Genomic DNA, 25483 nt, shown 5'->3' with positions numbered 1-25483 from the left:
GACAAGAAACTAAATTATGGCTCGTCAAACACCCCGTCGCGGCAGTACCCGTAAGCAAAAGCGTAATGTACCCAATGGTATTGCCTATATTCAATCAACTTTTAACAATACGATCGTCACGATTACTGACACTGCCGGTGATGTAATCTCATGGGCTTCGGCTGGTTCCAGTGGTTTTAAGGGTGCCAAAAAAGGTACTCCCTATGCTGCTCAAACTGCCTCAGAAGGTGCGGCTCGTCGCGCGATCGACAATGGTATGCGTCAGGTAGAAGTAATGGTGTCCGGGCCAGGATCGGGTCGTGAAACAGCGGTGCGTGCCTTGCAAGGGGCAGGTCTTGAAATCACCTTGATTCGTGATATCACGCCTATTCCCCACAATGGCTGCCGCCCCCCCAAACGGCGACGGGTTTAGTTACACTTGTTTATCTGTTAATTGTCGAATTACTCCAGAGACTGCTTGTTTGCAAGTTATTCAAGCTTTAAGCCAAATTAATCAGATAATTCATTAGCTTTTAGTTATGGCTTAGATATGCTTGTTTGTTTTGCGATCGCCAACTTATTGCAGACCTAAATTTTCCAGACATATGGCTAATTTCCAAGTAGAGTGCGTAGAAACATATACAGGCCGTGACAATGGGCAATATAGCCGCTTTGTATTAGAGCCGTTGGATCGTGGCCAAGGGATCACGATCGGTAATGCCCTGCGACGTGTTCTGTTGTCGAACCTTGATGGGGCAGCAGTCACAGCGGTGCGGATCGCTGGTGTGAACCATGAATTTATGACCATCCCTGGTGTGCGCGAGGATGTGTTGGACTTGATGTTGAACATGAAAGAAATCGTGCTCAAGTCCCACACCTATGACCCCCAGATTGGCCGCTTGATTGTCAGAGAGCCGGGTAATGTGACGGCGGCGGATTTTGTCTTGCCCTCTGAAGTGGAGGTAATTAATCCAGATCAGTATGTTGCCACCCTCTCTGATGGGGCCACCCTGGAGATGGAGTTCAAGATTGAAATTGGTAAAGGCTATCGCGCTGTCGATCGCAGCAAAGATGAGATCTCCTCGATCGACTTCTTGCAGCTCGATGCCGTGTTTATGCCAGTGGAAAAGGTACGCTATACCGTCGAAGACATGCAGATCGGCGGCATTGCCAAAGATCGCTTGATTATGGAAATCTCCACCAACGGTAGCCTTACCCCCCAAGAAGCACTTTCCCAAGCTGCTAGCATTCTGGTTGATCTATTCATGCCACTGCAGGAAATTACCCTGGTTCAGCCCAAGGCTGATGAAGTGACCGAAGAGAACCAGAATAACCAGATTCACATCGAAGAATTGCAGCTTTCGGTACGTGCTTATAATTGCCTCAAGCGCGCTCAAATTAACACCGTGGCTGATTTGTTGGAATATACCGAAGAAGACTTGATGGAGATCAAGAACTTTGGCCAGAAATCGGCAGAAGAAGTAATCGATGCGCTTAAGGATCATCTGGGGCTAACCCTCCCAAAAGAAAAGCCGCCCAAGGCAGTGTAGAGCCGGCGGCCGACCAATATATTTAGTTTAAGTAAACCAGTTAAATAGCTTTAGCTTTAGTAAGAGACAAGAATCATGCGACATCGTTGCCGTACCCCCGAATTAGGAAGACCTGCTGACCAGCGTAAAGCCCTGTTGCGATCGCTGACCACGGAACTAATTCGTCATGGTCAAATTAAAACCACCAAGGCCAGAGCCAAAGCGGTAAGAACCACAGTTGAAAAGATGATCACCCTGGCTAAGGATGGTTCCCTCCATGCCCGTCGTCAGGTCTTGAGTTATCTCTATGACAAGCAGTTGGTTTACAACCTATTTGAGCAAGTGCCCGATCGCTATGGTGAGCGCAGTGGCGGCTATACCAGAATTATCCGTACCGTGCGGCGCAAGGGTGATAATGCCGAAATGGCGATCATCGAGTTGGTTTAATGAATGCAGGCTAATTTGGGTAGATGGCTGTGGAAAGCGCAAATATGCCCAAGCCTAAGCAGCGGATCGCCCTAAAAATCCAGTATCTAGGTAATGGTTACAATGGTTGGCAACGCCAGACTAATGAACCTAGTGTGCAGGAAACGATCGAAAATCTGCTAACTCAGGTTTGTGGTGACAAAATTGTGCTTCATGCCGCTGGCCGCACTGATACCGGAGTTCATGCCGCCGCCCAGGTAGCCCATTTTGACACCAGCAGCCCAATTCCAGCCCATAAGTGGGCTAAGGTTTTGAGCGATCGATTGCCTGAAAACATCCTGGTGCGCGAATCGGTGGCAGTTAGTCCCAGTTGGCATGCGCGATTCTCAGCTAGTTGGCGACGTTACCGCTATGTAATCTATACGGCGAAATTGCCCAATCTGTTTATTCAGGACTATAGCTGGCATTTCTACCGCGATCGGCTCGATCGGGATTTAATCCAGCAGGCTCTAGCACCAATGATTGGTGAGCAAGACTTAGCCGCCTTTCAAAGGGCAGGTTCTAAGCGAGCCCACTCCCGCCTCAATGTTCATGAAGCAATTTGCTGGCGCGACCAAGATTTTATTTACATCGAAGTGCAGGCAAGTGGCTTTTTATATGGTATGATGCGTCTTCTGGTGGGTACTTTGGTAGATGTTGGGCGATCGCGTTTGAGCGTTGCTGAATTTACCAATATCTGGCAAAAGCGGCAGCGCAGCGCCATTAAGTATGCAGCTCCACCACAAGGTCTTTGTTTGCTGCAGATTGGCTATCCAGACAACCCATTCATGGCAACCGCAACTGAGGCGATCGGTGATCCTAATCAGCGTCAGATGTATCTGGTGCCAGGATGAGGACAGGATGAGGACAAGATATGCAAACAATAAGCTGCTAGAGTTTATTGCTTCAATCCAAGCGCAAAGATTCCCCCGACTTCTAAAATTACCAAAGCATAAGTTAATCACCTAACCACCAACCCACTAATCACGAGTAGAAAATCGATCGAAGCTATGAGTACACCCACGCTAGACCACAATCGCACCTTCGTTCCTAAAGATGTGGAGCGCAATTGGTATGTCGTAGATGCTAAGGGCAAACGCCTTGGTAGATTGGCGGTTGTGATCGCCAACATCCTGCGCGGCAAAAATAAACCCACCTACACCCCCCATGCCGACAATGGCGACTTTGTGATTGTGCTCAATGCCGATCAAGTAGAAGTGACCGGGCGTAAGTTCACTCAAAAGCTCTATCGTCGTCACTCTGGTCGTCCCGGTGGGATGAAAGAAGAAACCTTCGACAAGCTAATTAAGCGGATCCCAGAGCGAATTATTGAACAAGCTGTCAAAGGGATGCTACCGAAGAACTCCCTTGGTCGCCAGCTATTTAGAAAGCTCAAGGTTTATAAGGGCGACAGCCATCCCCATGAAGCTCAGCAACCTCAGGTTTTGGAAGTTAATACTATTCCTGGTGGTAAGTAGGTTTAGCTAGCTAATGTTTAATTTCTGGTATCACAGGTAATACTGAAGCTACTGAAGTTTTGCCAGCATTAAGCAATAAATCCGCAACAATATTTACTAAGCAATCAAAAAAGCAATTAATTGGATAATCGGAGCAAGTAGTCAATGCAAAGTGGCGATCAATCAAATCGAGTAGTTTATTGGGGCACAGGTCGCCGGAAAAGATCTGTAGCCAGAGTTAGAGTAGTGCCTGGTAGTGGTAACGTTACCGTGAACGGCAAGCCTGGCGATCTCTATCTGCAATTTAATCCCAAGTATATTAGTGGCGCAAAAGCCCCCCTAGAAGTTTTGGGCTTGGAAAATGATTACGACATTCTGGTTAATGCTCATGGTGGTGGTGTTACTGGCCAAGCGGAAGCGATCCGTATGGGTGTGGCCAGAGCCCTATGTGAACTTGCGCCTGAAAATCGTGGCCCCCTCAAAGCAGAAGGCTATCTCACCCGCGATCCACGCGCCAAGGAACGGAAGAAGTATGGTTTGAAGAAAGCCCGCAAAGCGCCTCAATTCTCAAAACGATAGATTGGCCGTTTGCTCGATTTAGCTTTAGCCTCAATCTACTTTACTTACTTAACTACTTAGCACTTAATAAATGCTGATCTGGATGAAGTCATGAAGTATTGATTGGGCTAGCTTGTTTAAATCTTATTGACTACAACACATTTAAAATACGCAAGTATTTTTAATCCATAAGGCAGCTTTGTTCGGGATCATCGATGAGCGATCGAGGATTGATCTTTTAACAGGGCTGTTTTTGCTATGCTGTGCGATCGCTTCGACTGGTATGCTTAATCTATTGGCGATCGGGCAACTAATCGCCCCAAAATCTAGTCAATAGGATCAATTAATAATGGGTGGTAAGGTTTCGGCGAGTTTGTAACACGTCACGGTATTTGTGCAAACTCACCGCGATCGAGCAATATTTAGCGGGAGTAGCTCATGTTTTTTGATCTTTCGGCAGGTAATGATTTTGTCTTGCTCAGTCCTGGCGATCTGGCGGCATTTCCCGCTGGGGTGCGGGCATTTGACGGTAATGACACAATTCGTGGTTCCCTGGATGCAGAGAGCATTAATGGCAATGCGGGTAATGATAGCCTGATTGGTAATCTTGGCAATGATTATTTGATTGGTGGTCGCACCGATGATTTTATTGATGGTGAAGGCGGCAATGATATTGTCAATGGCAATCGTGACCAGGATGAGGTGCGCGGTGGCGATGGCAATGATATTGTGCGGGGTGGCCAGGGCAATGACTCGCTCTATGGCGATCGCGGTCTGGATACGTTAATTGGCGATCTGGGCTCAGATACGCTGATTGGTGGCGAGGGCGCTGATTTGTATGTGTTGCGATCGGATGATACTACCACTGAGATCAATCGCGCTGAGATCATTGTGGGGTTTGATGTGGCGGAAAGTGACGTAATTGGGTTTGATGCCCGGATCGATCGCTTCTCGCTGGTCTATGATGACTCGCAGGATTTCTCGGACTTTATTGGCGGCAACATTGATTTTAACGATACGATCATTCGCTTCCCTGGCTCAGATTTGATCCTGGGGATCGTGCGTGATGTCAGTGCTGGTGATGTGGTTTCGCGGCTGGGTGTGGTGGATGATGCGTTGCTGTTTGGGATCGGCTAAAAAATTAGCTTATCGCCAATAATTAACTGTTTAGCATTCGAGCACTAACTCATTTGTGGCATCGGAAGCTAGATGATTCTGGATCTTTTCGAGAATTTCTTGCCCTAGCAGGTCAAAGCCAGCAAACTTTATTATCACCGCATTCGTTACTACACCGTTTGAGTCTAGCTTGGCAATTTTAGCGCCGATCCCCTGGGAACTGGGCAAGCCGTCCTGTAGCGTGACATAGATCTGGCAGGAATCGCCGAAGGTGTTTTGTAACTGCTGGAAGCGATTTAGATACATCACTTCGTAGGGGTTGAGTTCTTGGGCGTTGTAAATGCGTTCTTTGGAGAAGTAGCTGCGCGATTGCATATGCTTTGTTGCTCTAGTATTCTATGCTTTTAAATTTTAGGCTCTATCACCTTTCACGGCCTGACTTATTGTAATTTAATTGTCATGCCTTGCTTTGATTAGAGATCTTAAGGCTTGATTAACTGCCTCAGCATCAGGAAAAACCTCGGCGACATCATCATCCAATCGTACGATCTTACCGGCAAAGCTCTTACGCTCTGACCCAAATCGACGCACTTTTAGGCTTTGTAGGTCATATTCAGGTAGCAAATCATCTTCTAGATCTTTTTGCTTATTATTGTTCATAGATTTTGATTTCCGATCGGGTTGCCCTTCTTGCACTGATAAGTCTAATTGAATCTTCTCTCTCTGCATAAGCCACGATTAGCAATCGTCCTTGCTTCGATTGACCAACGATGATGTAGCGATCTTCATCGATTGAATGCTCTGGATCGTAGAAATCGATATACAGGAGATCTTCAAAAACGGTTTTAGCTTCCTCAAATGAAATGTCATGCTTTGATATATTGCTTAGAGCTTTATTCTCATCCCATGTAAACTTCATCAAGCTATTTTATCATTCTGCAATTTAGGGGCTCTTAATCAGGGAGAGCATACCCTTTGTTATATGGTCGATCATCCCATTGCAAACTAAGCAACCAGCGCCTTAACCCGATCAGAAATACTTGCATCCACCTTTTGCCAACTACGGGCTAAATTCAGCCCCATTGTGATCTTTGCCACCTCCAGCGTTGCTTCATCGATCGCATAATTTTTCTTTTCCTTTAGCCAGCTTAGAACTTCCGCCAGATGCCAGAGCGAAGGCGTACCATCATAAACAGGCAACGGTGCGATCGATTTAGAATCTACGATCAAGTTTCTGGCGTTTTGCCGCGAACAACCTAAGATTTCTGCCACATCAGTTAAGCTCACCAAATCAGGCGCAGCTTCAATTAGCGTTGCCGTCGGTACAACCCTTTTGACATCAGCGATCGCACTGGAAATTGCGGCATAGGCAGATTCAGCCTCCCGAATAAAATCTAGGCCAACCTTTCCTTCCCTACCTGTACCAATCAAGGCATCATCACAGCCACTTTCATACAAGCGCTCAACCAATTCATCACGATCGATCAAATCATTCAGCTCAAATTTCAAACAAAAATCATACCCAACTATCATCTATTCCTCGTTAGTACCAGGTTCATCTATAAGGTTATGTCTAATGCATTTATCAACCGCTCGACGAAGTAGTTTTGAATGATCGCCAGGGTTTCTTGGTGTACTAAATATACTCACTCGGCAACGCATACCACCTCTACATTTCTCGTCATTATATGGACAGAGAATCTTGCCCCAGGCATGGGAGCCGCCCACCTCAATCCGCCATCCATTCTGCTCAATATATTTGAGTGCTGCTTCGATTTCTGGCTTGGGATGTCTTTTCCTTCTTGCCATCAGAGCTACTACCTAGAAGATTAGAGTCAAGGATTTTGGTTGTCAAGTGACAATACAAGCATTGGAATATCGCCAATTGCCAACCAATTTTTATTCTTATGTATAATAGCTGATATTGAGCAGAAATGAAATAGATTAAAAAATAAACTCGCAAAAAACAGGCATCATCGCCTAGATAGATAGACAACCCAAGCGAGGTGGAACTAGATCATAATTAAATTAAACTGAGTGGCAATTGTGCCAGGTTAATTAAAAGCGGAACCCAAGCCCAGTTTGTAAGGCGGTCAACGGTAAATTTTGGGCGATCGCGGCTCTGGTTTGCTTTGCTCTAAAAAAGAGAAGCAGATCAGGCTCAGGCTTGGATTTTAGACTTAATCGCAGTTTGCAGATGATCAACCACCGTTTCGATCGCCACATTGTTAGTTTCTTTGGTGGCGCGATCGACTATCTCTACTTGGCCATTGGCAATGCTGCGTCCGGTCACCACCCGGAAGGGAATCCCCACCAGGTCTGCATCCTTGAACTTGACCCCGGCTCGTTCATCCCGATCGTCCAGTAGAGTCTCGATCCCAGCCTGAGTAAGTTGATCATAGAGCTGCTCAGCGATCGCCATTTGTTCGGCATTAGTAATATTTGGCACCACAATGATCACATGGTAAGGGGCGATCGCCACTGGCCAAATGATGCCATCCTTGTCGTGGGATTGTTCCACCGCCGATTGCGCCAACCGGGAAACACCGATGCCATAACAACCCATATAGGGATTGGCTTCCTGTCCTGATTCAGCCGTATAGGTGGCATTCATTGCCTGGGAATATTTCAACCCCAGTTGGAAAATATGCCCCACTTCGATGCCGCGTGCTGACTGTAAGGTTTGGGTGGGATCATGGATAGCGCGATCGCCCACAGTTGCAGTTCTAATATCCACCTGTTGCGATTCTGGCGGCAATTCAAATTGATTGCCCCACTTGGCTCCCACCACATGAAACCCCGATTCATTGGCACCAGTGACAAAGTTTTGCAGGTCTACGGCGGTGCGATCGACCAAGCGCAGGAACTTACTGGCTAACTGCTTTTGCTTGCCAATATAATCATCACCCAAATCAGGGGCAATATAGCCGGTTGGGAGTGGCTGCGCTGCCCATTTACCCTGAGCTTCAGGATCAGAAATTTTCAACCCAATCAAAGCACTGCCACCATAGTTAGTCGCTAGTTTGACCAGTTCATTTTGCAGTTTGACTTCATTGACGGCTTGATCGCCACGAATGCTGATCAACACTAAGATCGTTTGGCCATTATCATAGGTGGCCTCATACAAAACCTGCTTAAGCACCACAGTAGGCGAGCAATCGAGAACCTTGCACAATTTCTCGATCGTGGTGGTGTTTGGGGTATCGCGCTTGGCGTAGCTATCAAAGGGTGAAGCGATCGCCTCGGCTGGCAGAGATACTGCTTTTTCTACATTGGCGGCATATTTACCATCTTCGGTGTAGAGCACTTCATCTTCACCGGCATCGGCCAGCACCATAAATTCCTGGGAGCCGGAGCCACCGATCGCCCCTGAATCAGCTTCTACGGCTCTGAACTTCAGCCCACAGCGGCTAAAAATATGCCGATAGGCACGATCCATGTCCGCATAAGTTGCCTTCAGGCTGGCCTGATCAACGTGGAAAGAATAGGCATCCTTCATAATAAATTCTCGCCCTCGCATCAGGCCAAATCGAGGCCGGATCTCATCGCGGAACTTGGTTTGAATTTGATATAAACACTGGGGCAGTTGACGGTACGATCGCACCATATCCCTAGCGATCGCGGTGATTACTTCTTCATGGGTCGGCCCCAGTCCAGCCAATCGGCCAGAGCGATCCTCCAGCGCAAACATGATCCCTTCTGCTTTGGTATAGGTATCCCAGCGCCCCGATTCTTGCCATAGCTCAGCAGGTTGGAGTTGCGGCAACAAACATTCCTGTGCGCCGATCGCATTCATTTCTTCGCGCACAATCTGCGAAACCTTTTGCAATACCCGCCACATCAACGGCAAATAGGCATAGAGGCCACTACCGATGCGGCGAATGTAACCAGCCCTGAGTAATAATTTATGGCTTTTGATCTCGGCTTCGGCGGGGTCTTCGCGTAACGTGACCCACAGCATTTGGGATAACCGCATAAAATTTGTAATTTACTTTAACCTGTTGATTTTAGCTGAATGTATGACAATTGACTCAGTTAACTGATCGGCGATGGTTAAATATTTGTAGATAATTGATTCTATGCTGATTGAATAATAGTTCAGCAGTAGTAGCGCTCCTGCGAAAAGATTTCTCTATCTTGTTAAATCCTCCTGCATTTGTGTTTGTCTTAGGTTTTCTGTGACCAGAATTGTTACCCATAAACCCATCAAGCCCCGATCGCCACTACCTCACTATCAAACGATATAAAATAGAAAAACAGCAGATTTAAAATAAAAAATTAAGGCGACCCTTTTCGATCGCCCCAACCAAACACATTGCCTAAAAAACTAGACCCTACTCAACTTCGCCTACTTGCAAAACATAGGGATAAGAAGCATTCTTCTGATACGAACCAACCCAAACCTCATAGGTGCCAGGTAGCCACTGCCCCGCGATCTCCGGGTTGCGATTGGCCTCATCGTCATTACACCAACTGCCGCCCGGCCCCCGCACAAACAGGGTCGTATCGCCAGAGCTAAGCACTTGAATTTTGAGATAGCTAAACCCAGAAGTAAGCGTGATCGTGTGATCGGGAACCGTATCAATGAAACCCAAACAAGGCCCCGTCTCCGATTGGGCTTTGCCAGACTCCGATTGCATCTCCACCGCGCCGCCACTGATCCCTAGTACCGATTGCGGATCGGGTTGGAATTTGGGCGAAAGTCGCAAGTCCTCAAATAATCGCATTTCCTTCTTGGCAGTCCGCGACGGCGTTTTTACCTGCGCCTGCATTGCCTGATCGATCGCCAATGTGCCCACACCAATCAACGCCACCATTGCTGCAAAACGGCACCAGACGGATGATTTGCGATCGCGGCTTGCTCCTCTTTCCTTTCCCAAACCCATAGGTAAACTCTCACTCATACTCAACTTGGATTTGCTTTCCTGCTAATGTCAACACCAGATATTTCAATTGGCCTCAACATAGAAGCAAACTAAAATTTAACCCAGCAGGAATTTGCCCGACATCATACTATGCCTGAGTTGGAATTAAGTAAAGCGATAAGTTCAATTTTGCCGATCGCTTACTTACGATTGTATAAAGTCGCAAAAAAACTGGAGCTATTTCTAGCCCCAGCATTTAAACACTATTTACTTGGATTTATCATTTATGTCTGACTATGCTTGAGATGTTCAAAACCAGTTCAACTTGCTTTGCCAAGTGTTTGAAGCCGGCTATTTGAGCATTAAACCAATTGCCAAACCGATCGATTATGCAAACCGATATTAATAATTACTGAATTCTACATGGACTGCACCAGGTTGATGAAACCTTGATCGGTACCAAATTCGATCAACAGCAACAGCACAAAGCCGATCATTGCAAAGCGACCATTCCACTTTTCGGCAAACTCAGTGAAACCAACTCTTTGCTCTTCATCTACATATACAGGGGGTTCGTAGGCGAAGTTGTTCATAAGTCCGCGATCGTCAACGGTAGTGGTGCGCTGTGCCATGTTCTTTATTTCCTTGATGTAATAATTTACTGTTTCTATGTTTCATAACTTAACAGTAAATGATGTAGTGATGCATGATCCTGTAGATATATGTTAAGCAAATGGTAGGTATGTCTTACTATCTATGCCTGCCTATGCCTACATATCTAACCCATAAACACAACTTATTAGAACAAGCCAAATCTCGAAATACCTGTAGCACTAATATTAGGAAATTCCTGGAGAGCCTTAGCTGGAGAGAGTTATCGAAAATCTGAGCAATTTGCCCTGAGCCGTGCGAGAGCAAACGATCGCAAAGCTCTCAAGCTCAAATATGCTCTAAACACCGATGCCAAGCCGAGCCGCTACAATCTTGGTCATGGGCATGATCGTAGCGATCATCCAGAACAGCGCGAATATACCCAGAGCATCCCGATCGCTGTCTAGCTCAGAAATTTCGTTTAGCATCGGTCGTTCTAGATCCCGCAGCAGAATTAAAATAATCCCGCCCCAGTACAATGCCAGGGGATTTACAAACGTAGCCACCGCCAGAAAAATCAAGGTGAAAACCGTAGCAATGCCAGCGGTTCTGCGGCCATAGATTGCTTGCACCAGCCGACCGCCATCCAGTTGCCCAGCCGGCATCAGGTTCAAGGCCGTGATTACTAACCCAATCCAACCCAACACCACCAGTGGATGGAGCGCCACAAACTGGGCATGTAGCGCTTCGCCCAGGGTTAATTTACCGAGAATGCCAGCCAGCAAAGAGGATTGAAATATTTGGGTCGGCACTTCCACATTGCCCATGCCATTGCTAGACAAAAGTAAGCCACCTACAAACATTAGTAAGGAAAGTACGCCACTGGCGATCGAGGGGGCGATTGCCACATCAAAAAGCGCTTGACGATTGCGCAGGGGCGAAAGAAAACGGCTAAATCCACCAAAACAGCCAAGTTGCAGGGATGGCAAGAAAAAGGGCACACTGATTTTTAGATCGTATTTGGTGGCAATCCAGCGCTGAGCCAGTTCTCGTCCGGCCAGAATCAGTGCCAGGCCGATCGCAAAGGGCAGGGCGTTGATAATTTGATTGGTCTGCATAATATCGATTTCTTGCAGTTGGTTGCCCAGCGCTACACAGGTGGCAAAACTACCCACCAGCAGTAATCCGGCCAGGATTTTCTGTTGCATGGGGTTTACTGCATCAATATCAATTTGAGGTAAGATCACCACCACTGGGCGTTTGTCTTGGCCTTCCACCAAAAACAGATCATATTTATCTGGTAATCTTTTTTGCAAAGCTGCCGCTAGCTCTGCATGGACTTCGCTGGGTTCACCACGTAAATTGCCTTTGAAGATCACCCCTTCTTGATAGGGCAGGGTTTCCGTGGCATAAAACGTATCCACCCCAAAAATCCCCTGGATCGTTTTAATATCTTCTTTGGGCATCTGTGGCCGTTGATTAAGCTGGCGCAGGGCTGCACCGATCTCCGAGCTAAGTCTGGCTTGTTCTGCTTCCTGCTTGGCTTCCTCCTGGCTATCACCATTCGAGGCTTGATCTGCATTTGTTTTACTTGACAAGCGTTGTTCAAGCATCATATTCTGCTTCAATTTTTCGCGCTCAGCGATCGCAGCTTGCCTTAGTTTTGCACCCACATAAATGTAGCCCACGGTGGAGATGACCAGGAGCAATAAGAGCAAGGCAAAATTGACAAATATCCCAGATAGAAACAAGCCAAAATAAACCAGCCAAGGCCCCATCAGGACAACCAATTGCAACCATGACAGCAAACCAAGCTTACCTAGTTGGCGCGATCGCACATAGCCCCAGCTAATAATCACGGCGGCGGTGACCACAACTAAGATCGGAATTAAATATTGAGGGGCGGCAGAGGTCATATCCATCAAACAGGCTTAAATTGGCTTTATATGTTTACGCAGATTAATTAACAGACTAAATTAAATTAAAGGTGAGAATTTACGCTTGGATTGGCAATTACCAGGAATAATATCAAATTTGGTTAAATGCTAAATAAAAATTGCTGCAACCTTTGCTATAAGGGCATTACGATCGCAGTCAACCCATAGAATTTGCTTTAACGTTGCTGTTGCAAAATATCTGAAAGACTGGATATCTTAAAGATCACGATTAGCGATCGGCTTAGGGGTAAAATAATCTAGCACAATGGGGCGATCGCTACTAACTTGCTACCAACTCAAAGTCAACTTACCACTATACCCAGGGTAATTAGGGACTGGTTCAGCATTTTGTTAACCAAGCTATAACTTTTATCTTAAGATCCTAGCCTATCACCAAAATGTGCGGTGCAGACCTGATTAACATAGTCGGCAAACTCTTGACGGAAACGTGCTGGCGCATATCTTAATGCACTCTGATTACAACATGCAGAGGAGATTTCATCATAACTCAATTCAAATTTTTCCACGGCAGTAACCAAACTATTAACAGTCTGATGCCGGAAGAATATACCGGTGGGTGATTTGGGCGATCGCAGCTCAATTTGCTCACCATCCGCGAGATCTCGATTGTTGGATCGTAATGGTTCTTGCGCCAAGTTCTGAGCATGGCCATGATCCAGCCCGATCACTGTTTCTAAGACTCCACCCTTGCCATAGGCGATTACTGGTGTGCCTGCTGCTAGGGCTTCCACTGGCGTAATGCCAAAGTCTTCTTCGGCTGCAAATACAAAGGCTTTGGCCTGTTGCATATAGGTTTTTAATTTTTCGGGCGGTTGATAGCCAATCAACGTAATATTTGGGCAGTTCTGGGCGAGCGCCTGTACCTGAGGTAGGTTGGGCCCATCACCAATCACTAATAATTGTTTGCTGGGCATCTGCCGAAACGCGGCCACAATCAAATCAACTTTCTTGTATGGCACAAACCGCGATGCAGTCAGGTAAAAATCTTTCTTAATCGCTGCGATCGCTCCTTGAGCAGGCTGTTCAGGGTGGCGATCGATATCAGTCACTTTGGCTAGATCTTGATTTAGGCTAAAAGCAGCCACATCTACCGGCGGATAAATTACCCTGGCCTCGCGCCGATAGACCTTTTGAATTCGTCGGGCAATGAAGTTAGAATTGGCCACAAAATGATCGACCCCATTGGCGGTGCGGCAATCCCAAAGCCTGATTTGATGCAAGAACCAGCGGGCTAGCCAGCTTTTGATCCCACGTTCTAGGTCGGATTCTTTTAAATATTGATGTTGCAAATCCCAGGCATAACGAATCGGTGAATGCACATAGGCAATATGCAACTGATCGGGGCCAGTCAGTACCCCCTTGGCCACCGCATGACAACTGGAAATAATTAAATCATAGCTAGAAAGATCGAGTTGTTCGATCGCCAGGGGCATCAGTGGCAAATAGGATCTAAATTTAGTGCGGGCAAAGGGCAGGTTTTGAATAAAGGTGGCATGTACTTTTTTATGTTGAATGAATCCGCGTAGGCGATCGGGCAGAAAGTCCACCGTGGCGAAAAGATCGGCATGGGGAAAAATTTTTAAGATCTGCTCAACTACCCGCTCCGAACCGGAATAATCAACAAACCATTCATGGATTACGGCAATTTTTAGGTGTTCGAGCATTATTTTGAGTATCAATTCTTCTTAATACCTATAAGCCCAAATATCCTCTCACATAGTTCTTGTACTTGTTCTTGAGGTTCGGTGAGACTAAGGCTCCATCTTGTATATTTCTCAAAATATCAGGTGGGAAAGGAGATTTGTATTTACACATTCTTAGCGACATTAGCTTCGCTATTTGATTGGAATCATATTCCCTTGGATATTTTTTGTATGCAATTACTGACGGATGCCTTATAAAAGTAGGCATATTACCTCCTGGTTCTAAAACACAAGAGGTCTCTGAATCAGGGGTTTGCGTAGTTACATTTACGAAAAGATACTTACTACTTGTAGTTGGCGCAATAACTATATAAAGATGCCAGCCTCGCGGAGGGGTTTGGATTAATAGGGAATCACCAACATTGAGACTTATTTGAGGGCTGCCACTAGACATTCAAAATCTGATCCAGATATCTCTCTGCTGCCACTTCACTTTCTATCTCAGCGATTTCTTGAGCATCTTTGCCAAGAGCCTCAAGAATCTTCTCTGCAGGAATTGGTATAGAACTTCCATTAGGATATTGCCATTCTGGGAACCAGTGAGTTAGATCGGCTAGATCAAAGCGATCCATATTCCCGTATTTGCTATAAACCTCACTAATTATATTCTCAAATTCATCACATAGATCAGAATTGCCTGGATCTTTAAGCAAAGTAATTTCATGATCTTGGCGATCGGAAATGTGCTCAGCCCAAAAAGCCCTGTCCTCTTCTGGCACAAGTCTATTACCTTTAATCAGGTCATATACTTCACTAAGCACAGGACCAAAGTCCATAGAGCAGTATTTATCTCCTGTAATTGGTTGATCCATGCGTCGTAGAGCCTCACGATCGGCCATATAGAGAAGTTTAACTAGCCCCAAATATTTCATGGGGCGATCTTGGCCATTAAGCTTCAAGAACATTGCCGCAGCTTGGGTCGTGCTTTTGATATCAAACCTAAATTCGATCATGATTCATTTCCTGATGAGCGACCATAAATCCTAACTATCCTCAGATCTTAACTATCCTACAGCCAATTAAGTTTTCGCCTCAATTTCATTACACAAAAATATCCGTTCCGTTATCAAAAAAAATGAGAATGTGACTGCTGCCATCTTCAAAGTTAATCATCTCAATCTTGATAGGGTATTATGGTGTAGTCATGTAACTTGAAAAATTTAATGCCCTGCATCTATTGCCCAAATCAACATTTTGGACGACACTAAATCGATAAAGTTTACCCAGATACAGCATTAACAGCTTGCTTCAGTTATGCTTATTAATCTGGATTATCTATAACTCGATCGCCTTGCTTTAATTTACAAATATGGTGGCATTTAATCAGGTAGATCTACCTTGATTAGTTGTTTGTATAAGGCAATTGGCCTAATTCATTCAATTAATTCAAACCATTTAATCGTCTGGGATTGGTAGACTTGACTCAAATATATTCAGGCAACTTACGATCTGCCGACACGCCATAAATAATCTAACTATTAATTTTGTCTCTTTAGTAATTATTGATTGCTGGTAATTGGTTGAAGCTGGCATTAAGCCGATCTAGCTTGAACATAGAGTATTGTCATATTCACCCACCCTTTTAGGGATTTCTAGGCATTCTTGAGCATTGATATCGCAGCAGCGTAACCCCCACTAATGGCAGGCATTCAGCTCCACCAGGACACGATCGATGAGGTGAGTCAACGCGTTGATATCGTTGATGTCGTGTCTGAATACGTGGTTTTACGCAAGAGTGGTAAAAACTTGCGCGGTGCTTGCCCGTTTCATGGTGGCAGCAATAGCAGTGCCTTTTCTGTAGATCCGGTCAAACAGCTTTATCACTGCTTTAACTGCGGCGTGAGTGGGAATGCGTTTAAGTTTTTGATGGAGATCGGCAAGCAATCGTTTACCGACGTGGTGATCGATCTGGCACGCAAAAATAGCATCTCGATCCGCACCCTGGAACCAGGCAAAGCTCAGGAGATTCAGCGGCAATTGTCGCACCAGGAGCGCCTCTATGAGATTATGGCGCAAACCACTAGCTTCTTTCAGCACGCGCTGCATTCACCCCAGGGCAAGGAAGCGCTGACCTATTTAATCGAAAAACGGCAACTGAGCCTGGAAACAATCCAGAAATTTCAATTGGGCTATGCTCCCCCTGGCTGGGATACGTTGCATGGTTATCTGGTGCAGCAAAAACGTCTACCGGTTACCCTGATCGAGCAAGCGGGTTTGATTGTGCCGCGCAAAGCTGGTAATGGCTATTACGATCGATTCCGCGATCGCCTCATGATCCCAATTTGCGACACCCGCGATCGGGTAATTGGGTTTGGCGGCAGGTCGCTTGGTGATGATCAGCCCAAATATTTAAACTCACCGGAAACGGAGCTATTCAAGAAAAACACGATTCTCTATGGCATGAACCACGCCAGGGATGCGATTGCAAAAGGCGATCGGGCGATCGTGGTGGAGGGCTATTTTGATGCGATCGCGCTGCATCAGGCAGGAATCAAACAGGCTGTGGCCACAATGGGTGTAGCTCTGAGTGAAAACCAGGTGCGGCAACTGCTGCGCTACAGCGAATCCAAGCGAGTAGTGCTGAATTTTGATGCGGATCAAGCAGGACTAACGGCGGCGGAAAAGGCGATCGCTGGGTTTAAGGATCTGGTCTTTAATGGCACGGTGCAACTGCGGGTATTGACCATGCCCGATGGTAAGGATGCGGATGAGTTCCTCAAACAAGACAGCAAACAAAACAATGCTGATGCCTACTTAGAACTATTAGAAGCTGCGCCGCTCTATCTGGACTGGCAAATCGATCGCACCCTGGAGAATTATAGCCTTGACCAAGCTGACCAGTTCCAGAAGGCTAGTAAAGCTTTGACTCAATTTCTCAATCTACTATTGGATAAAGATATTCGCACTCACTATATTCATATTTGTGCCCAAAAGTTGTCACAGGGAAATGCCAAGCTACTATTGCAGCTAGAACAAGACTTGCGGAGGCAACTGCGGCGACATCGCTGGTATGGGCATAAAAAACAGTCACACATCCGCTATGATTCAGTGATCCAACTGGCGGAAATGCAAATTCTACAAATCTATTTACATTTCCCTGAACATCGCCATATGGTTTGGGAAGCTCTGAGAGAAGCGGATATTATTTTTAGCTTTTCTAATCACCGCCACCTGTGGCAAATGATCCTGGAGATGTTAGATCTCGGCGAAACTTCCTTGGTGGCGGAAGAACCAAGTTCAGATCACCTTATTCATCACTTACAGGTAACATGTGCCGAGCTGCCAGAACTAGCACAACAATTGCATCATTTACTATGGCTGGATGAAAATACCAAAGTGGCTTTGCTACGCCCGACGATGGTGGTCAGAGCAGCAGTTGCCAAGATTCAACTAGCTATGAGCGAGAAAAAATTCCGTTACTTATACCATCTGTGGGAGAAAACCGATCTCAAAACTAATCCTGAACTGGGACACTATTACCAGACTAAGATTATGTCAGAGAAAGCCTACATCAATAGTCTTGAAAAACAAGTGAGTGTGACATTTACCGATCTGCTGGAAACGGTCACCTGGGAAGAGGATGGCTATCAGGAACTATGATCGCCTTAAGTTAAATCAGCCTCAAATGGTAAGCTAAAGAGTCTATGAGCTAGCTAATTGATTGTTAATTAGACCTTTTGCGCTGCAAGAATTCTTGACATAGCAGATGTACTAGATATGTACTAAATGTGTAAGGTGCTAAACCGCTTGCCACTTTGACTAAAGGCCATAACCACGGCTGGAAGCCATATTTACCAATAATTCATTTATGGTGTCACAAGACTTCTGGCGGGAATGCGTTGTAATAGCGATCGCTTTTAGTGATTGTCCCTATGCATAGCTGTAATTATTTAAATTGGCAAGGTTGCGATTGATTAAATAGCTGATTAGCGAAAAATCAACTTGAGGGAGAACCAATAATGACTGCAAGAGTCCAGTTTATTGAAGGCTTAGACGAAGAGCTTGCCAATATTAGCCTGCGCAAGCGCCGTGATACCGAAGTCAAGATCGTGGTGCTATTTTTTGAGCAGGTCAGAGCGATCGAAAATATTCGCAGCTTCACCAACAAAATCGATATCCTGTGGCTCCGCGATGAAGAAGGGGATATTCAGGTTACGCCCACGGGAATTAAGTTCAAGTTTGGCGAAGACGAAGAAAATCCCAAAGGTGAAGCGGAATGTAGCTTTGAAGTGAGCAATGATGAAGACTGGGAGCGGGTGATGCGTTTTCTGCACCGCTATGCCGATCAAAATGGGTTTGAATTTCAATAGCTAGTTATGAATCGAGGTTGCCAACGCTCTGGTTAATTATTGAGACGATTGCGCGGGAATTGAGATTACAATCGATCGCTCAGCAGCTTCAGCGCTTGGCCAACTTAACTGAATTAACCTAGCGATCGCTTACACTTTAAACTTGAAGGATACGGTTGAGTTAGGAGCAGACCACAGATATGACTGGAAATGGCGAAGAACGGGTGATTTGGCGTGGTGCGCCCTCACAAATACTGAACCTGGGCATATATGCATTGTCATTTTTGATGGTGATCGTAATTATTGCTGGGGCAGTGATAACTAAATTTTGGATTTTGCTGCTGGCACTTCTTTTGCCCCTCACCTTCGCCGCCTACCACTTTTTGCAAGTGCGATCGCAAACCTTTGAAATCACCACCGAGCGGGTGCGCTTTGCCACGGGCATTTTTAATCGGGTCACCAATGAGCTAGAGCTATATCGAGTTAAGGATATAACCGTTGAGGAACCTTTTTTCTTTCGCTTGATTGGTTTGGGGAATGTGGTACTGGATACCTCGGATAAATCTACGCCACAGCTTACTATTCCGGCCGTAGGTGATGTAAATACGCTGCGGGAGCGGTTGCGTGAAAGTGTCGAGCAAAGCAGAGAGCGTAAGGGCGTTAGGGAGATCGACTATGAATAAATCACGGATAGATTATAGATAGCATAAAATTAGGATCATCATCTGAATCTCTAATCAACTATTGAGTAAGTAGCTTATTTGTATTGGTTAAAACTTAATGTTGCAAATCCTTGAATAGTTCACCGATCGCTACCTGAGGTGCTTATGACTACGCAACTACTCAGAAAATTATTCACCGTTGAGCAATATCATCGGATGCACGAAGTTGGCGTACTCACCGATGCCGATCGGGTTGAGCTAATTCGTGGGGAGATCATTCAAATGTCGCCGATCGGTTCTAAACATGCTGCCTGTGTTTTTCGACTTAATAAGTTATTTAGCGATTTACTTGGCGATCGGGTAATTGTTGGTGTTCAAAGTCCAGTAGTATTACCAACTGATTCCGAACCACAACCCGATGTATGCTTGCTCAGGCGAAAAGATGACTATTACGAATCTGCGCATCCTACCCCCGCTGATGTTTACCTTTTAGTTGAAGTGGCAGACACCACGATCGATTTCGATCGCCAGACCAAAATGCCCCTATATGCGGAAGCTGGCATCAAAGAATTGTGGATTGTGAACCTGAATGATCAATGCATTGAGGTGCATCATCAGCCTGCAACCGATCGCTATGCAGAAGTAAGCAGCTACGATCGTACCCAGAACCTCTTCCCCCAAGCTTTCCCAGCAGTAACGATCGCGGTGGCGCAAATTCTCGGCCAGAGTAGTTAACAGTGACGATTAATAAATTTCATTTGGCCGAGGTGCTTATGACTACGCAACTACTCAGAAAATTATTCACCGTTGAGCAATATCATCGGATGCACGAAGTTGGCGTGTTGACTGCTGCCGATCGGGTTGAGCTAATTCGTGGGGAGATCATTCAAATGTCGCCGATCGGTTCTAAACATGCTGCTTGCGTCATGCGTTTAATCGATGTTTTTACGCAAAAACTAGGGCAGAAAGTTATTACCAATGTCCAGAATCCTATTCAAATCGCTAACCATTCTTTACCACAACCCGATGTATGCTTGCTCAGGCGAAAAGATGACTATTACGAATCTGCGCATCCTACTCCCGCTGATGTTTACCTTTTAGTTGAAGTGGCAGACACCACGATCGATTTCGATCGCCAGACCAAAATGCCCCTATATGCGGAAGCTGGCATCAAAGAATTGTGGATTGTGAACCTGAATGATCAATGCATTGAGGTGCATCGTCAGCCTGCAACCGATCGCTATGCAGAAGTAAGCAGCTACGATCGTACTCAGAGCCTCTCCCCGCAGGCTTTCCCCGAAGTAGCGATCGCGGTGGCGCAAATTTTAGGCGCGGCGAATTGACAAAAAAGACTAACCTGCCTTTTCAACCTGCTCTAGATTACTCACATTTACCAACGCCATACCTGGCACACTGCGCTTAATTAACCCCGTCAAGACCTTCCCAGGCCCCACTTCGATCGTCTGTTTAAATTCATTTGCCGCCAGATAATTGCAAATCTGCCGCCAACGCACCGGTGAGGTCATTTGCTTGATCGCCAGATCGCGCAGGGTTGCGCCCGACTTAGTTGCCTCAGAGGGATCGACATTGGAAATAACAGGCACACTGGCATCATTAAATTCTACCTGGGCTAGGGCTAGGGCAAACTTAGTCGCCGCCTCAGCCATCATTGGCGAATGGAATGCACCACTCACCGCCAGGGGGATCGCCCGCTTAGTTTTTACCGCATCACAAATGCTTTGCACTGCCTCATTGGTGCCAGAAATCACCACCTGGGAATCACTATTGTCATTGGCAATAATTACCCCTTCGGTCTTAGCAACAGTTTCTTCTAGTAAAGGGCGATCGAAACCAATCAAAGCCGTCATCGCACCACCACTGGCCGCCGCCATCAACAGCGATCGTTGTTTAACCAGTTCTAAACCGGCGGCAAAATCAATCACGCCAGCACAATAAAGTGCCGTGTATTCCCCTAAGCTATGCCCCGTCACCAAATCAGGTTTTATCCCCTTAGCCTTGAGCAAGTCAGCCAGGATTGCTGAAACTGTATATAAACAGGGTTGGGTAAATTGGGTTTTGGCTAGTTCCTCGGCGCTGCTCTGGCACTTTTCGGCGATCGACCAGCCCAGGATCGCCTCTGCTTGGTCGAGTTTTTCTTTCCCCACCACCAGCAAATCTGCACCCATACCAACGGACTGGGAACCTTGCCCAGGGAATACCCATACTGTTTTTGTCATAATTTATTTTTTAATTTTTCTATTTCTAAAGCTATTTATGTAAATTGATGATTAATACAACGTTTTTGGATCTAAACAGGTCGAAGAAGTCTGCTACACAAGCAAACTCCCCAGTTTTCTAATTTACCGAAAACTTGGCTCGTTCTTTAACTGAGTTTTCTAGTTATAACTTAATTAATTAAATAGTTACGATCGCTAACCATATATAAATCAAGTTCGGTAACTATATTGATTACCATCGATTTACTAACCTAATAATCGCTACGCTTGCCAACAATTTGAATTGTCACAATGTAGGTGATTAGTGACAAGAGCATCATCACCACAATCCCGGTTTGCATATCGCCAAAGCCAATCATTCTCAGCCCTGATGTTACTGAAGAGGCCGAATTGACATATCTGACCCCTCGTGCCAGCACCTTTACAAACTGAAAGATGAACATTGGCACAATCAAAGACACTACTATGCTAATTACTTTGCTCATGGTTCTTTCCTAACCAAACTGCATTAGTTAATCTTACTCTGGGTGTCCAGCAGCACCCAAATGCCTAACCCCAAATTATTTGATGAATGATCTGGGATTAGCTATTTTAAGGTTGAACAAGTTTGCATCGAAAGCAAAAGTGCCCGATCGATCGCGGTTAGTATTGGCGCGAAACAAATGAGCTATTGAGCCACTGAACCGATCGGCAAGAGTAATAATTTAGCTGGCGATCGGTTCCGCCTCTTGCAGTTCCCTGGACTTAAACTCCGCCAATTGCTGTTCGATTTCATCACGCACAATCTGGCGGTACACCATAAAATGCTCGTTATGGGCACAAATAGTTAAATATTGCTCCCATACTGATGGGTTATTTTTGATAATCCCAAACAGGTGATGCCAGAATTTCCAGCGGGTTTTGCGCTTGAAGCCCTGCCGCCACACCACGATCGACAGGGCTCGCAAATCAACCAGGCTAGGGAATTTAAATGGAGCCTTATGCTGCGGGGAGCCTAGCTTTAGGAAACAGCGATAGGTGCGATCCAAGAAGTTCTCAGCATCATAAAGCGTCCAAAAGGCCTCAACATATTCCTGGGCAATTTCTTCCACTGGGCGGGTGGGCACAAAGTTGATCAAGCTACTTTGATTAATGTCTTGTTTGGTATCAACCCGCAATCGTCCTTCTTTTTCTAAGCGATGCCACAGGCCAGTATGGGGAAGGGCTTGCAACATGCCAAACATAGCTGTTGGGATCGTGGCCTTTTCCACAAACTGAATAATCCGATCCGCTGCACCAGATTTTTCACCATCAAAACCAATAATAAAGCCAGCCATTGGCCGCAGGCCAGCTCGAATCAGAGTATCGATCGTATCGGCGAGCGAGTCACGGGTATTTTGAAACTTTTTGGTTAGTTTCAAGCTTTCTTCATCGGGCGTTTCAATTCCCAGAAAGACCGCATCAAAATTAGACTGCACCATCAATTCCATCAGTTCTTGATCTTGAGCCAGATCGACTGACGCTTCGGTATTAAAGCTAAATGGATATTGATGTTCCTGTTGCCAAACTTTTAATTCCTTGAGCAATAACTTAACGTTGCGCTTATTGCCGATGAAGTTGTCATCTACCATAAATACGCTGCGTTGCCAGCCCAATTCATAGAGGCAGTCTAGTTCTTCAAGAAGCTGCGCCGGGGTTTTGGTGCGGGGTTTGCGGCCATAGAGCACAATAATGTCGCAGAATTCGCATTGAAATGGACAGCCGCGCGAGAACTGCACCGACATCGAGTCATAGGCATCTAGTTCCAGTAAGTCATAGCGGGGTACTGGTGTAATTGTGACATCAGGCTTTTCCTCGGTGCGAATGGTGCCACTAGTTTCGCCTCTTTCCAGGGCTTCTACAAACATGGGCAGCGTAATTTCGCCTTCATCTAATACCAAAAAGTCAGCGCCTGCCTCTCGTACTTCCGAGGGGACAGATGTGGCATAGGGGCCGCCCACCGCAACAGTCTTACCACGCCGCTTTGCTTCTTGAATTTGCTCCAATAAATCTGGCTTCTGGACGATCATGGCCGAACAGATCACCAGCTCTGCCCACTCCCATTCCGCCTCGGTCACATCGCGGATATTCCGATCGCACAGCTTAAACTCCCATTCCTGGGGCAAAATCGCGGCAACCGTAATCAAGCCCAGGGGCGGCAATAACACCTTGCGATCGACCAGTTCTAAAATTTTGTCGTAGGACCAGTAGGTCGGCGGAAATACCGGATAAATGAGTAGTACGCGCACGTTATTGACCCCATAGGAAGTTTTACTATTTCCAATATAGGCTTAGCCGCTTGGATTTGCCCAGTAAATTAAGGTTTTAGCAGGAATTACAGCAAAAAAACAGGCATGTTCTAAGCCAATCTATGGCTATCATCGATCGCTATAAATCTATATTCAACTTTTGTGTCGGCTTTTATACTGCTTATATTCAACTTCACCTAATTTCAGTGATTTATTATTGTGTTTAAAGTTGGTAGGAACTTAAAGATAAGTTAGCTTGACTTTAATGTTGGTATTGCGGCCAGCCAAAATAAACATCGATTGGCCAAAGTTAGCTGGGCCGGTCAGGGCTCTGGGATTATTAGAAAAGCCATAGCCTTCCGAGGGCATACCAAAGGCGGCACGATTGAGAGTGTTATCAGCGTTGCGATCGTGATAGAGCGAGATCGCATAGTTGCCATAGGGCAGGCTGGTGAGTTTGATCTCAAGGGGCTCGTCGGCGATTTCAATACAATCGGTTTTGACTGCCTTTTGCTTGTCACTAGGGAAACCATCACTAGTTCTGAACAGGTTAAAACAAACTTGTCCCTGCCGATCGCGCAGGTTATCAATCTCTACGGTCAGATTACCGGCTAGCTGGGCTGAAGCTGGTGCTGGGCTAAATAGACCTACTCCCGCATAGGCAAGCCCTAAGCCGATCGCCGCGATCGTATTAATGGCATTAATTGAGAAATGTGGCTGAAGCTGAGAAATTCGATTGCGCACCGTCATAATATCTACTTGATATTGATCCAGATATTTATTGTTTGAGTTATTTGAGCGATTATCTAATTAGATTACTCAATCCCCATGCAAATTATTAGTAGCACATCTGCAAGTTGTGATGCTTTAACTGGCAGGATTGCGTTTTGGCGACTCTAATCCCACTACCTTTGTTTGAGAAAGCACGAGCACTAAGCAGATAGATAATCTGAAGCGTTTACTGAAGCGTTTATTGGGAATATTGTGCCCCGATCGCCAGGATCTTAATTTTTCGCCGCGAATTCAAGCAGCCCAGATTTAGTTTTGACATATTTCCAGCCAAGATATACTTTGATTAACTTTTGTTATAGGTCACCCCCTGATTTGCTTATACAAAAAACTCATGTTGCTCCTATGGTAAGTCTGGGTAGGGTTTCATTGCCTGAATAGCGATCGGCGATTTAGCGCATTGCATAAGACATCCTTGACAAGAACTTGCAAAAATGTAACTATAGATACAGAAAGTAAATCGTTCATCTCTCAAGCATCATTAATTACGGTCTAGCCAAAAGCTAGTAAAAACCGAGAAAGCGGAAAGCTAGAGAATATTCAGAAGGCTAAAGCGCACTGGATGTTTTTGGGAGACGGAAGTAGGGACTCAACCCGAAGGAACGCGCCTCTAGAATAAATGATTTTCAAATAATTTTAAGTTATTTATTCTTGTACATTTCTAAACCAACAAACGTAGGATTAATAAATGGAGGCGATTATGGGACTTACATACCGTGGCGTTGAATATGACCCCAAAAACGTATCAGTAGAAACTACTGAAGGTAAAACGATCGGCAAATATCGTGGTGCAGAAATTCATCAACATGTTGCCAAGCGTATGCCTCGTCAACCTAAAGCACATGGCCTCAAGTATAGAGGTGTGCCGGTTGAGTAGTTGCAGTGCCTTTAATCAGGTAATTGCAAAAGTAAGTTTAGATTCGGGGTGGATCGATAGTTGATTTGAGATTGTAGCTTCTTCAATAACTAACGATCCGGCTCCAGGACTAACTTAAATCGAATTATTATTTAAAGTTTT

At 45.6% G+C, this 25483-nt stretch carries 28 protein-coding genes and 1 riboswitch; of the genes, 13 read left to right on the top strand and 15 right to left on the bottom strand.

Annotated features, from left to right (window positions below; genetic code table 11):
• Window positions 1-16: 16 nt before the first annotated feature.
• The 7 genes from rpsK to PSE7367_RS15300 all read left to right on the top strand — a co-directional run bounded on the left by rpsK (window position 17) and on the right by PSE7367_RS15300 (window position 5125).
• Window positions 17-412 carry a 30S ribosomal protein S11 gene (gene rpsK / locus PSE7367_RS15330; RefSeq protein WP_015166264.1) on the top strand — a complete coding sequence of 132 codons (396 nt, stop codon included), beginning with the start codon at window positions 17-19 and terminating at the stop codon, window positions 410-412.
• A 172-nt stretch (window positions 413-584) separates the two neighbouring features.
• Window positions 585-1529 (top strand): DNA-directed RNA polymerase subunit alpha, encoded by a 945-nt coding sequence (locus PSE7367_RS15325; RefSeq protein ID WP_015166263.1) that lies wholly within the window; start codon window positions 585-587, stop codon window positions 1527-1529.
• A gap of 75 nt (window positions 1530-1604) precedes the next feature.
• Complete coding sequence (gene rplQ / locus PSE7367_RS15320) at window positions 1605-1955, top strand: 50S ribosomal protein L17 (RefSeq protein ID WP_015166262.1); 351 nt, start codon at window positions 1605-1607, stop codon at window positions 1953-1955.
• Between the two features lie 44 nt (window positions 1956-1999).
• Window positions 2000-2827 (top strand): tRNA pseudouridine(38-40) synthase TruA, encoded by an 828-nt coding sequence (truA, locus tag PSE7367_RS15315; protein ID WP_041699876.1) that lies wholly within the window; start codon window positions 2000-2002, stop codon window positions 2825-2827.
• 156 nt (window positions 2828-2983) lie between these two features.
• The gene (rplM, locus tag PSE7367_RS15310; protein ID WP_015166260.1) at window positions 2984-3451 is read left to right on the top strand and encodes a 50S ribosomal protein L13; all 468 of its coding nucleotides are present in this window, start codon (window positions 2984-2986) and stop codon (window positions 3449-3451) included.
• A 144-nt stretch (window positions 3452-3595) separates the two neighbouring features.
• Window positions 3596-4009 (top strand): 30S ribosomal protein S9, encoded by a 414-nt coding sequence (gene rpsI / locus PSE7367_RS15305; RefSeq protein ID WP_015166259.1) that lies wholly within the window; start codon window positions 3596-3598, stop codon window positions 4007-4009.
• A gap of 417 nt (window positions 4010-4426) precedes the next feature.
• A complete protein-coding gene (locus PSE7367_RS15300; protein WP_015166258.1) occupies window positions 4427-5125 on the top strand; it encodes a calcium-binding protein in 699 nt (232 codons plus the stop codon).
• Window positions 5126-5155: 30 nt separating this feature from the next.
• Here the strand turns inward: PSE7367_RS15300 and PSE7367_RS15295 are convergent, their stop codons facing one another.
• The 11 genes from PSE7367_RS15295 to PSE7367_RS15245 form a co-directional block, all read right to left on the bottom strand.
• Window positions 5156-5479 carry a hypothetical protein gene (locus tag PSE7367_RS15295; protein WP_015166257.1) on the bottom strand — a complete coding sequence of 108 codons (324 nt, stop codon included), beginning with the start codon at window positions 5477-5479 and terminating at the stop codon, window positions 5156-5158.
• Window positions 5480-5554: 75 nt separating this feature from the next.
• On the bottom strand, window positions 5555-5764 hold the full coding sequence (locus PSE7367_RS15290; protein WP_015166256.1) for a hypothetical protein: 210 nt from the start codon (window positions 5762-5764) through the stop codon (window positions 5555-5557).
• The gene (locus tag PSE7367_RS15285; protein ID WP_015166255.1) at window positions 5754-6023 is read right to left on the bottom strand and encodes a BrnT family toxin; all 270 of its coding nucleotides are present in this window, start codon (window positions 6021-6023) and stop codon (window positions 5754-5756) included. Before PSE7367_RS15285 ends, PSE7367_RS15290 begins: the two co-directional genes overlap by 11 nt.
• A gap of 86 nt (window positions 6024-6109) precedes the next feature.
• Window positions 6110-6637, bottom strand: coding sequence for a helix-turn-helix transcriptional regulator (locus tag PSE7367_RS15280; protein WP_015166254.1), 528 nt, complete (start codon window positions 6635-6637; stop codon window positions 6110-6112).
• On the bottom strand, window positions 6638-6913 hold the full coding sequence (locus PSE7367_RS15275; RefSeq protein WP_015166253.1) for a hypothetical protein: 276 nt from the start codon (window positions 6911-6913) through the stop codon (window positions 6638-6640).
• A 352-nt stretch (window positions 6914-7265) separates the two neighbouring features.
• Complete coding sequence (locus PSE7367_RS15270; protein ID WP_041698536.1) at window positions 7266-9080, bottom strand: proline--tRNA ligase; 1815 nt, start codon at window positions 9078-9080, stop codon at window positions 7266-7268.
• Window positions 9081-9438: 358 nt separating this feature from the next.
• A complete protein-coding gene (locus tag PSE7367_RS15265; RefSeq protein ID WP_015166251.1) occupies window positions 9439-9990 on the bottom strand; it encodes a hypothetical protein in 552 nt (183 codons plus the stop codon).
• A 398-nt stretch (window positions 9991-10388) separates the two neighbouring features.
• Window positions 10389-10601, bottom strand: coding sequence for a hypothetical protein (locus tag PSE7367_RS15260; protein ID WP_015166250.1), 213 nt, complete (start codon window positions 10599-10601; stop codon window positions 10389-10391).
• Window positions 10602-10919: 318 nt separating this feature from the next.
• Complete coding sequence (locus tag PSE7367_RS15255; RefSeq protein ID WP_015166249.1) at window positions 10920-12482, bottom strand: site-2 protease family protein; 1563 nt, start codon at window positions 12480-12482, stop codon at window positions 10920-10922.
• A gap of 389 nt (window positions 12483-12871) precedes the next feature.
• Entirely contained in the window at window positions 12872-14182 is a 1311-nt protein-coding gene (locus tag PSE7367_RS15250) for a glycosyltransferase family 4 protein (RefSeq protein WP_015166248.1), read from the bottom strand.
• 425 nt (window positions 14183-14607) lie between these two features.
• Entirely contained in the window at window positions 14608-15174 is a 567-nt protein-coding gene (locus tag PSE7367_RS15245) for a Panacea domain-containing protein (RefSeq protein WP_015166246.1), read from the bottom strand.
• A 685-nt stretch (window positions 15175-15859) separates the two neighbouring features.
• Here PSE7367_RS15245 and dnaG point away from each other — a divergent pair.
• The 5 genes from dnaG (at window position 15860) to PSE7367_RS15220 (ending at window position 20515) form a co-directional block, all read left to right on the top strand.
• Window positions 15860-17821, top strand: coding sequence for a DNA primase (gene dnaG / locus PSE7367_RS15240; RefSeq protein WP_015166245.1), 1962 nt, complete (start codon window positions 15860-15862; stop codon window positions 17819-17821).
• Window positions 17822-18180: 359 nt separating this feature from the next.
• Window positions 18181-18531, top strand: coding sequence for a photosystem II reaction center protein Psb28 (psb28, locus tag PSE7367_RS15235; protein ID WP_015166244.1), 351 nt, complete (start codon window positions 18181-18183; stop codon window positions 18529-18531).
• Window positions 18532-18710: 179 nt separating this feature from the next.
• Complete coding sequence (locus PSE7367_RS15230) at window positions 18711-19193, top strand: PH domain-containing protein (protein WP_015166243.1); 483 nt, start codon at window positions 18711-18713, stop codon at window positions 19191-19193.
• 144 nt (window positions 19194-19337) lie between these two features.
• Window positions 19338-19907 (top strand): Uma2 family endonuclease, encoded by a 570-nt coding sequence (locus PSE7367_RS15225; RefSeq protein ID WP_015166242.1) that lies wholly within the window; start codon window positions 19338-19340, stop codon window positions 19905-19907.
• Between the two features lie 38 nt (window positions 19908-19945).
• The gene (locus tag PSE7367_RS15220) at window positions 19946-20515 is read left to right on the top strand and encodes a Uma2 family endonuclease (protein ID WP_015166241.1); all 570 of its coding nucleotides are present in this window, start codon (window positions 19946-19948) and stop codon (window positions 20513-20515) included.
• Window positions 20516-20524: 9 nt separating this feature from the next.
• Here PSE7367_RS15220 and fabD read toward each other — a convergent pair whose 3' ends face one another.
• From fabD to PSE7367_RS15205, 4 genes are all read right to left on the bottom strand, one after another.
• Window positions 20525-21409, bottom strand: a complete 885-nt coding sequence (fabD, locus tag PSE7367_RS15215) for an ACP S-malonyltransferase (protein ID WP_015166240.1) — start codon at window positions 21407-21409, stop codon at window positions 20525-20527.
• A 251-nt stretch (window positions 21410-21660) separates the two neighbouring features.
• Window positions 21661-21894, bottom strand: coding sequence for a hypothetical protein (locus PSE7367_RS22140; RefSeq protein WP_015166239.1), 234 nt, complete (start codon window positions 21892-21894; stop codon window positions 21661-21663).
• Window positions 21895-22113: 219 nt separating this feature from the next.
• On the bottom strand, window positions 22114-23676 hold the full coding sequence (locus tag PSE7367_RS15210; RefSeq protein WP_015166238.1) for a B12-binding domain-containing radical SAM protein: 1563 nt from the start codon (window positions 23674-23676) through the stop codon (window positions 22114-22116).
• A gap of 240 nt (window positions 23677-23916) precedes the next feature.
• The gene (locus tag PSE7367_RS15205) at window positions 23917-24426 is read right to left on the bottom strand and encodes a DUF2141 domain-containing protein (protein ID WP_015166237.1); all 510 of its coding nucleotides are present in this window, start codon (window positions 24424-24426) and stop codon (window positions 23917-23919) included.
• 498 nt (window positions 24427-24924) lie between these two features.
• A riboswitch (Glutamine riboswitch) is annotated at window positions 24925-25074 on the top strand.
• Between the two features lie 91 nt (window positions 25075-25165).
• Here PSE7367_RS15205 and PSE7367_RS15200 point away from each other — a divergent pair.
• Window positions 25166-25342 (top strand): DUF4278 domain-containing protein, encoded by a 177-nt coding sequence (locus PSE7367_RS15200; RefSeq protein WP_015166236.1) that lies wholly within the window; start codon window positions 25166-25168, stop codon window positions 25340-25342.
• Window positions 25343-25483 lie beyond the last annotated feature (141 nt).

The sequence above is a fragment of the Pseudanabaena sp. PCC 7367 genome (assembly GCF_000317065.1).
GTDB classification, from domain to species: domain Bacteria; phylum Cyanobacteriota; class Cyanobacteriia; order Pseudanabaenales; family Pseudanabaenaceae; genus Thalassoporum; species Thalassoporum mexicanum.
The sequence above is the reverse complement of the archived record's forward strand: the minus strand, read 5'-3'. Positions and strand labels throughout refer to the sequence as shown.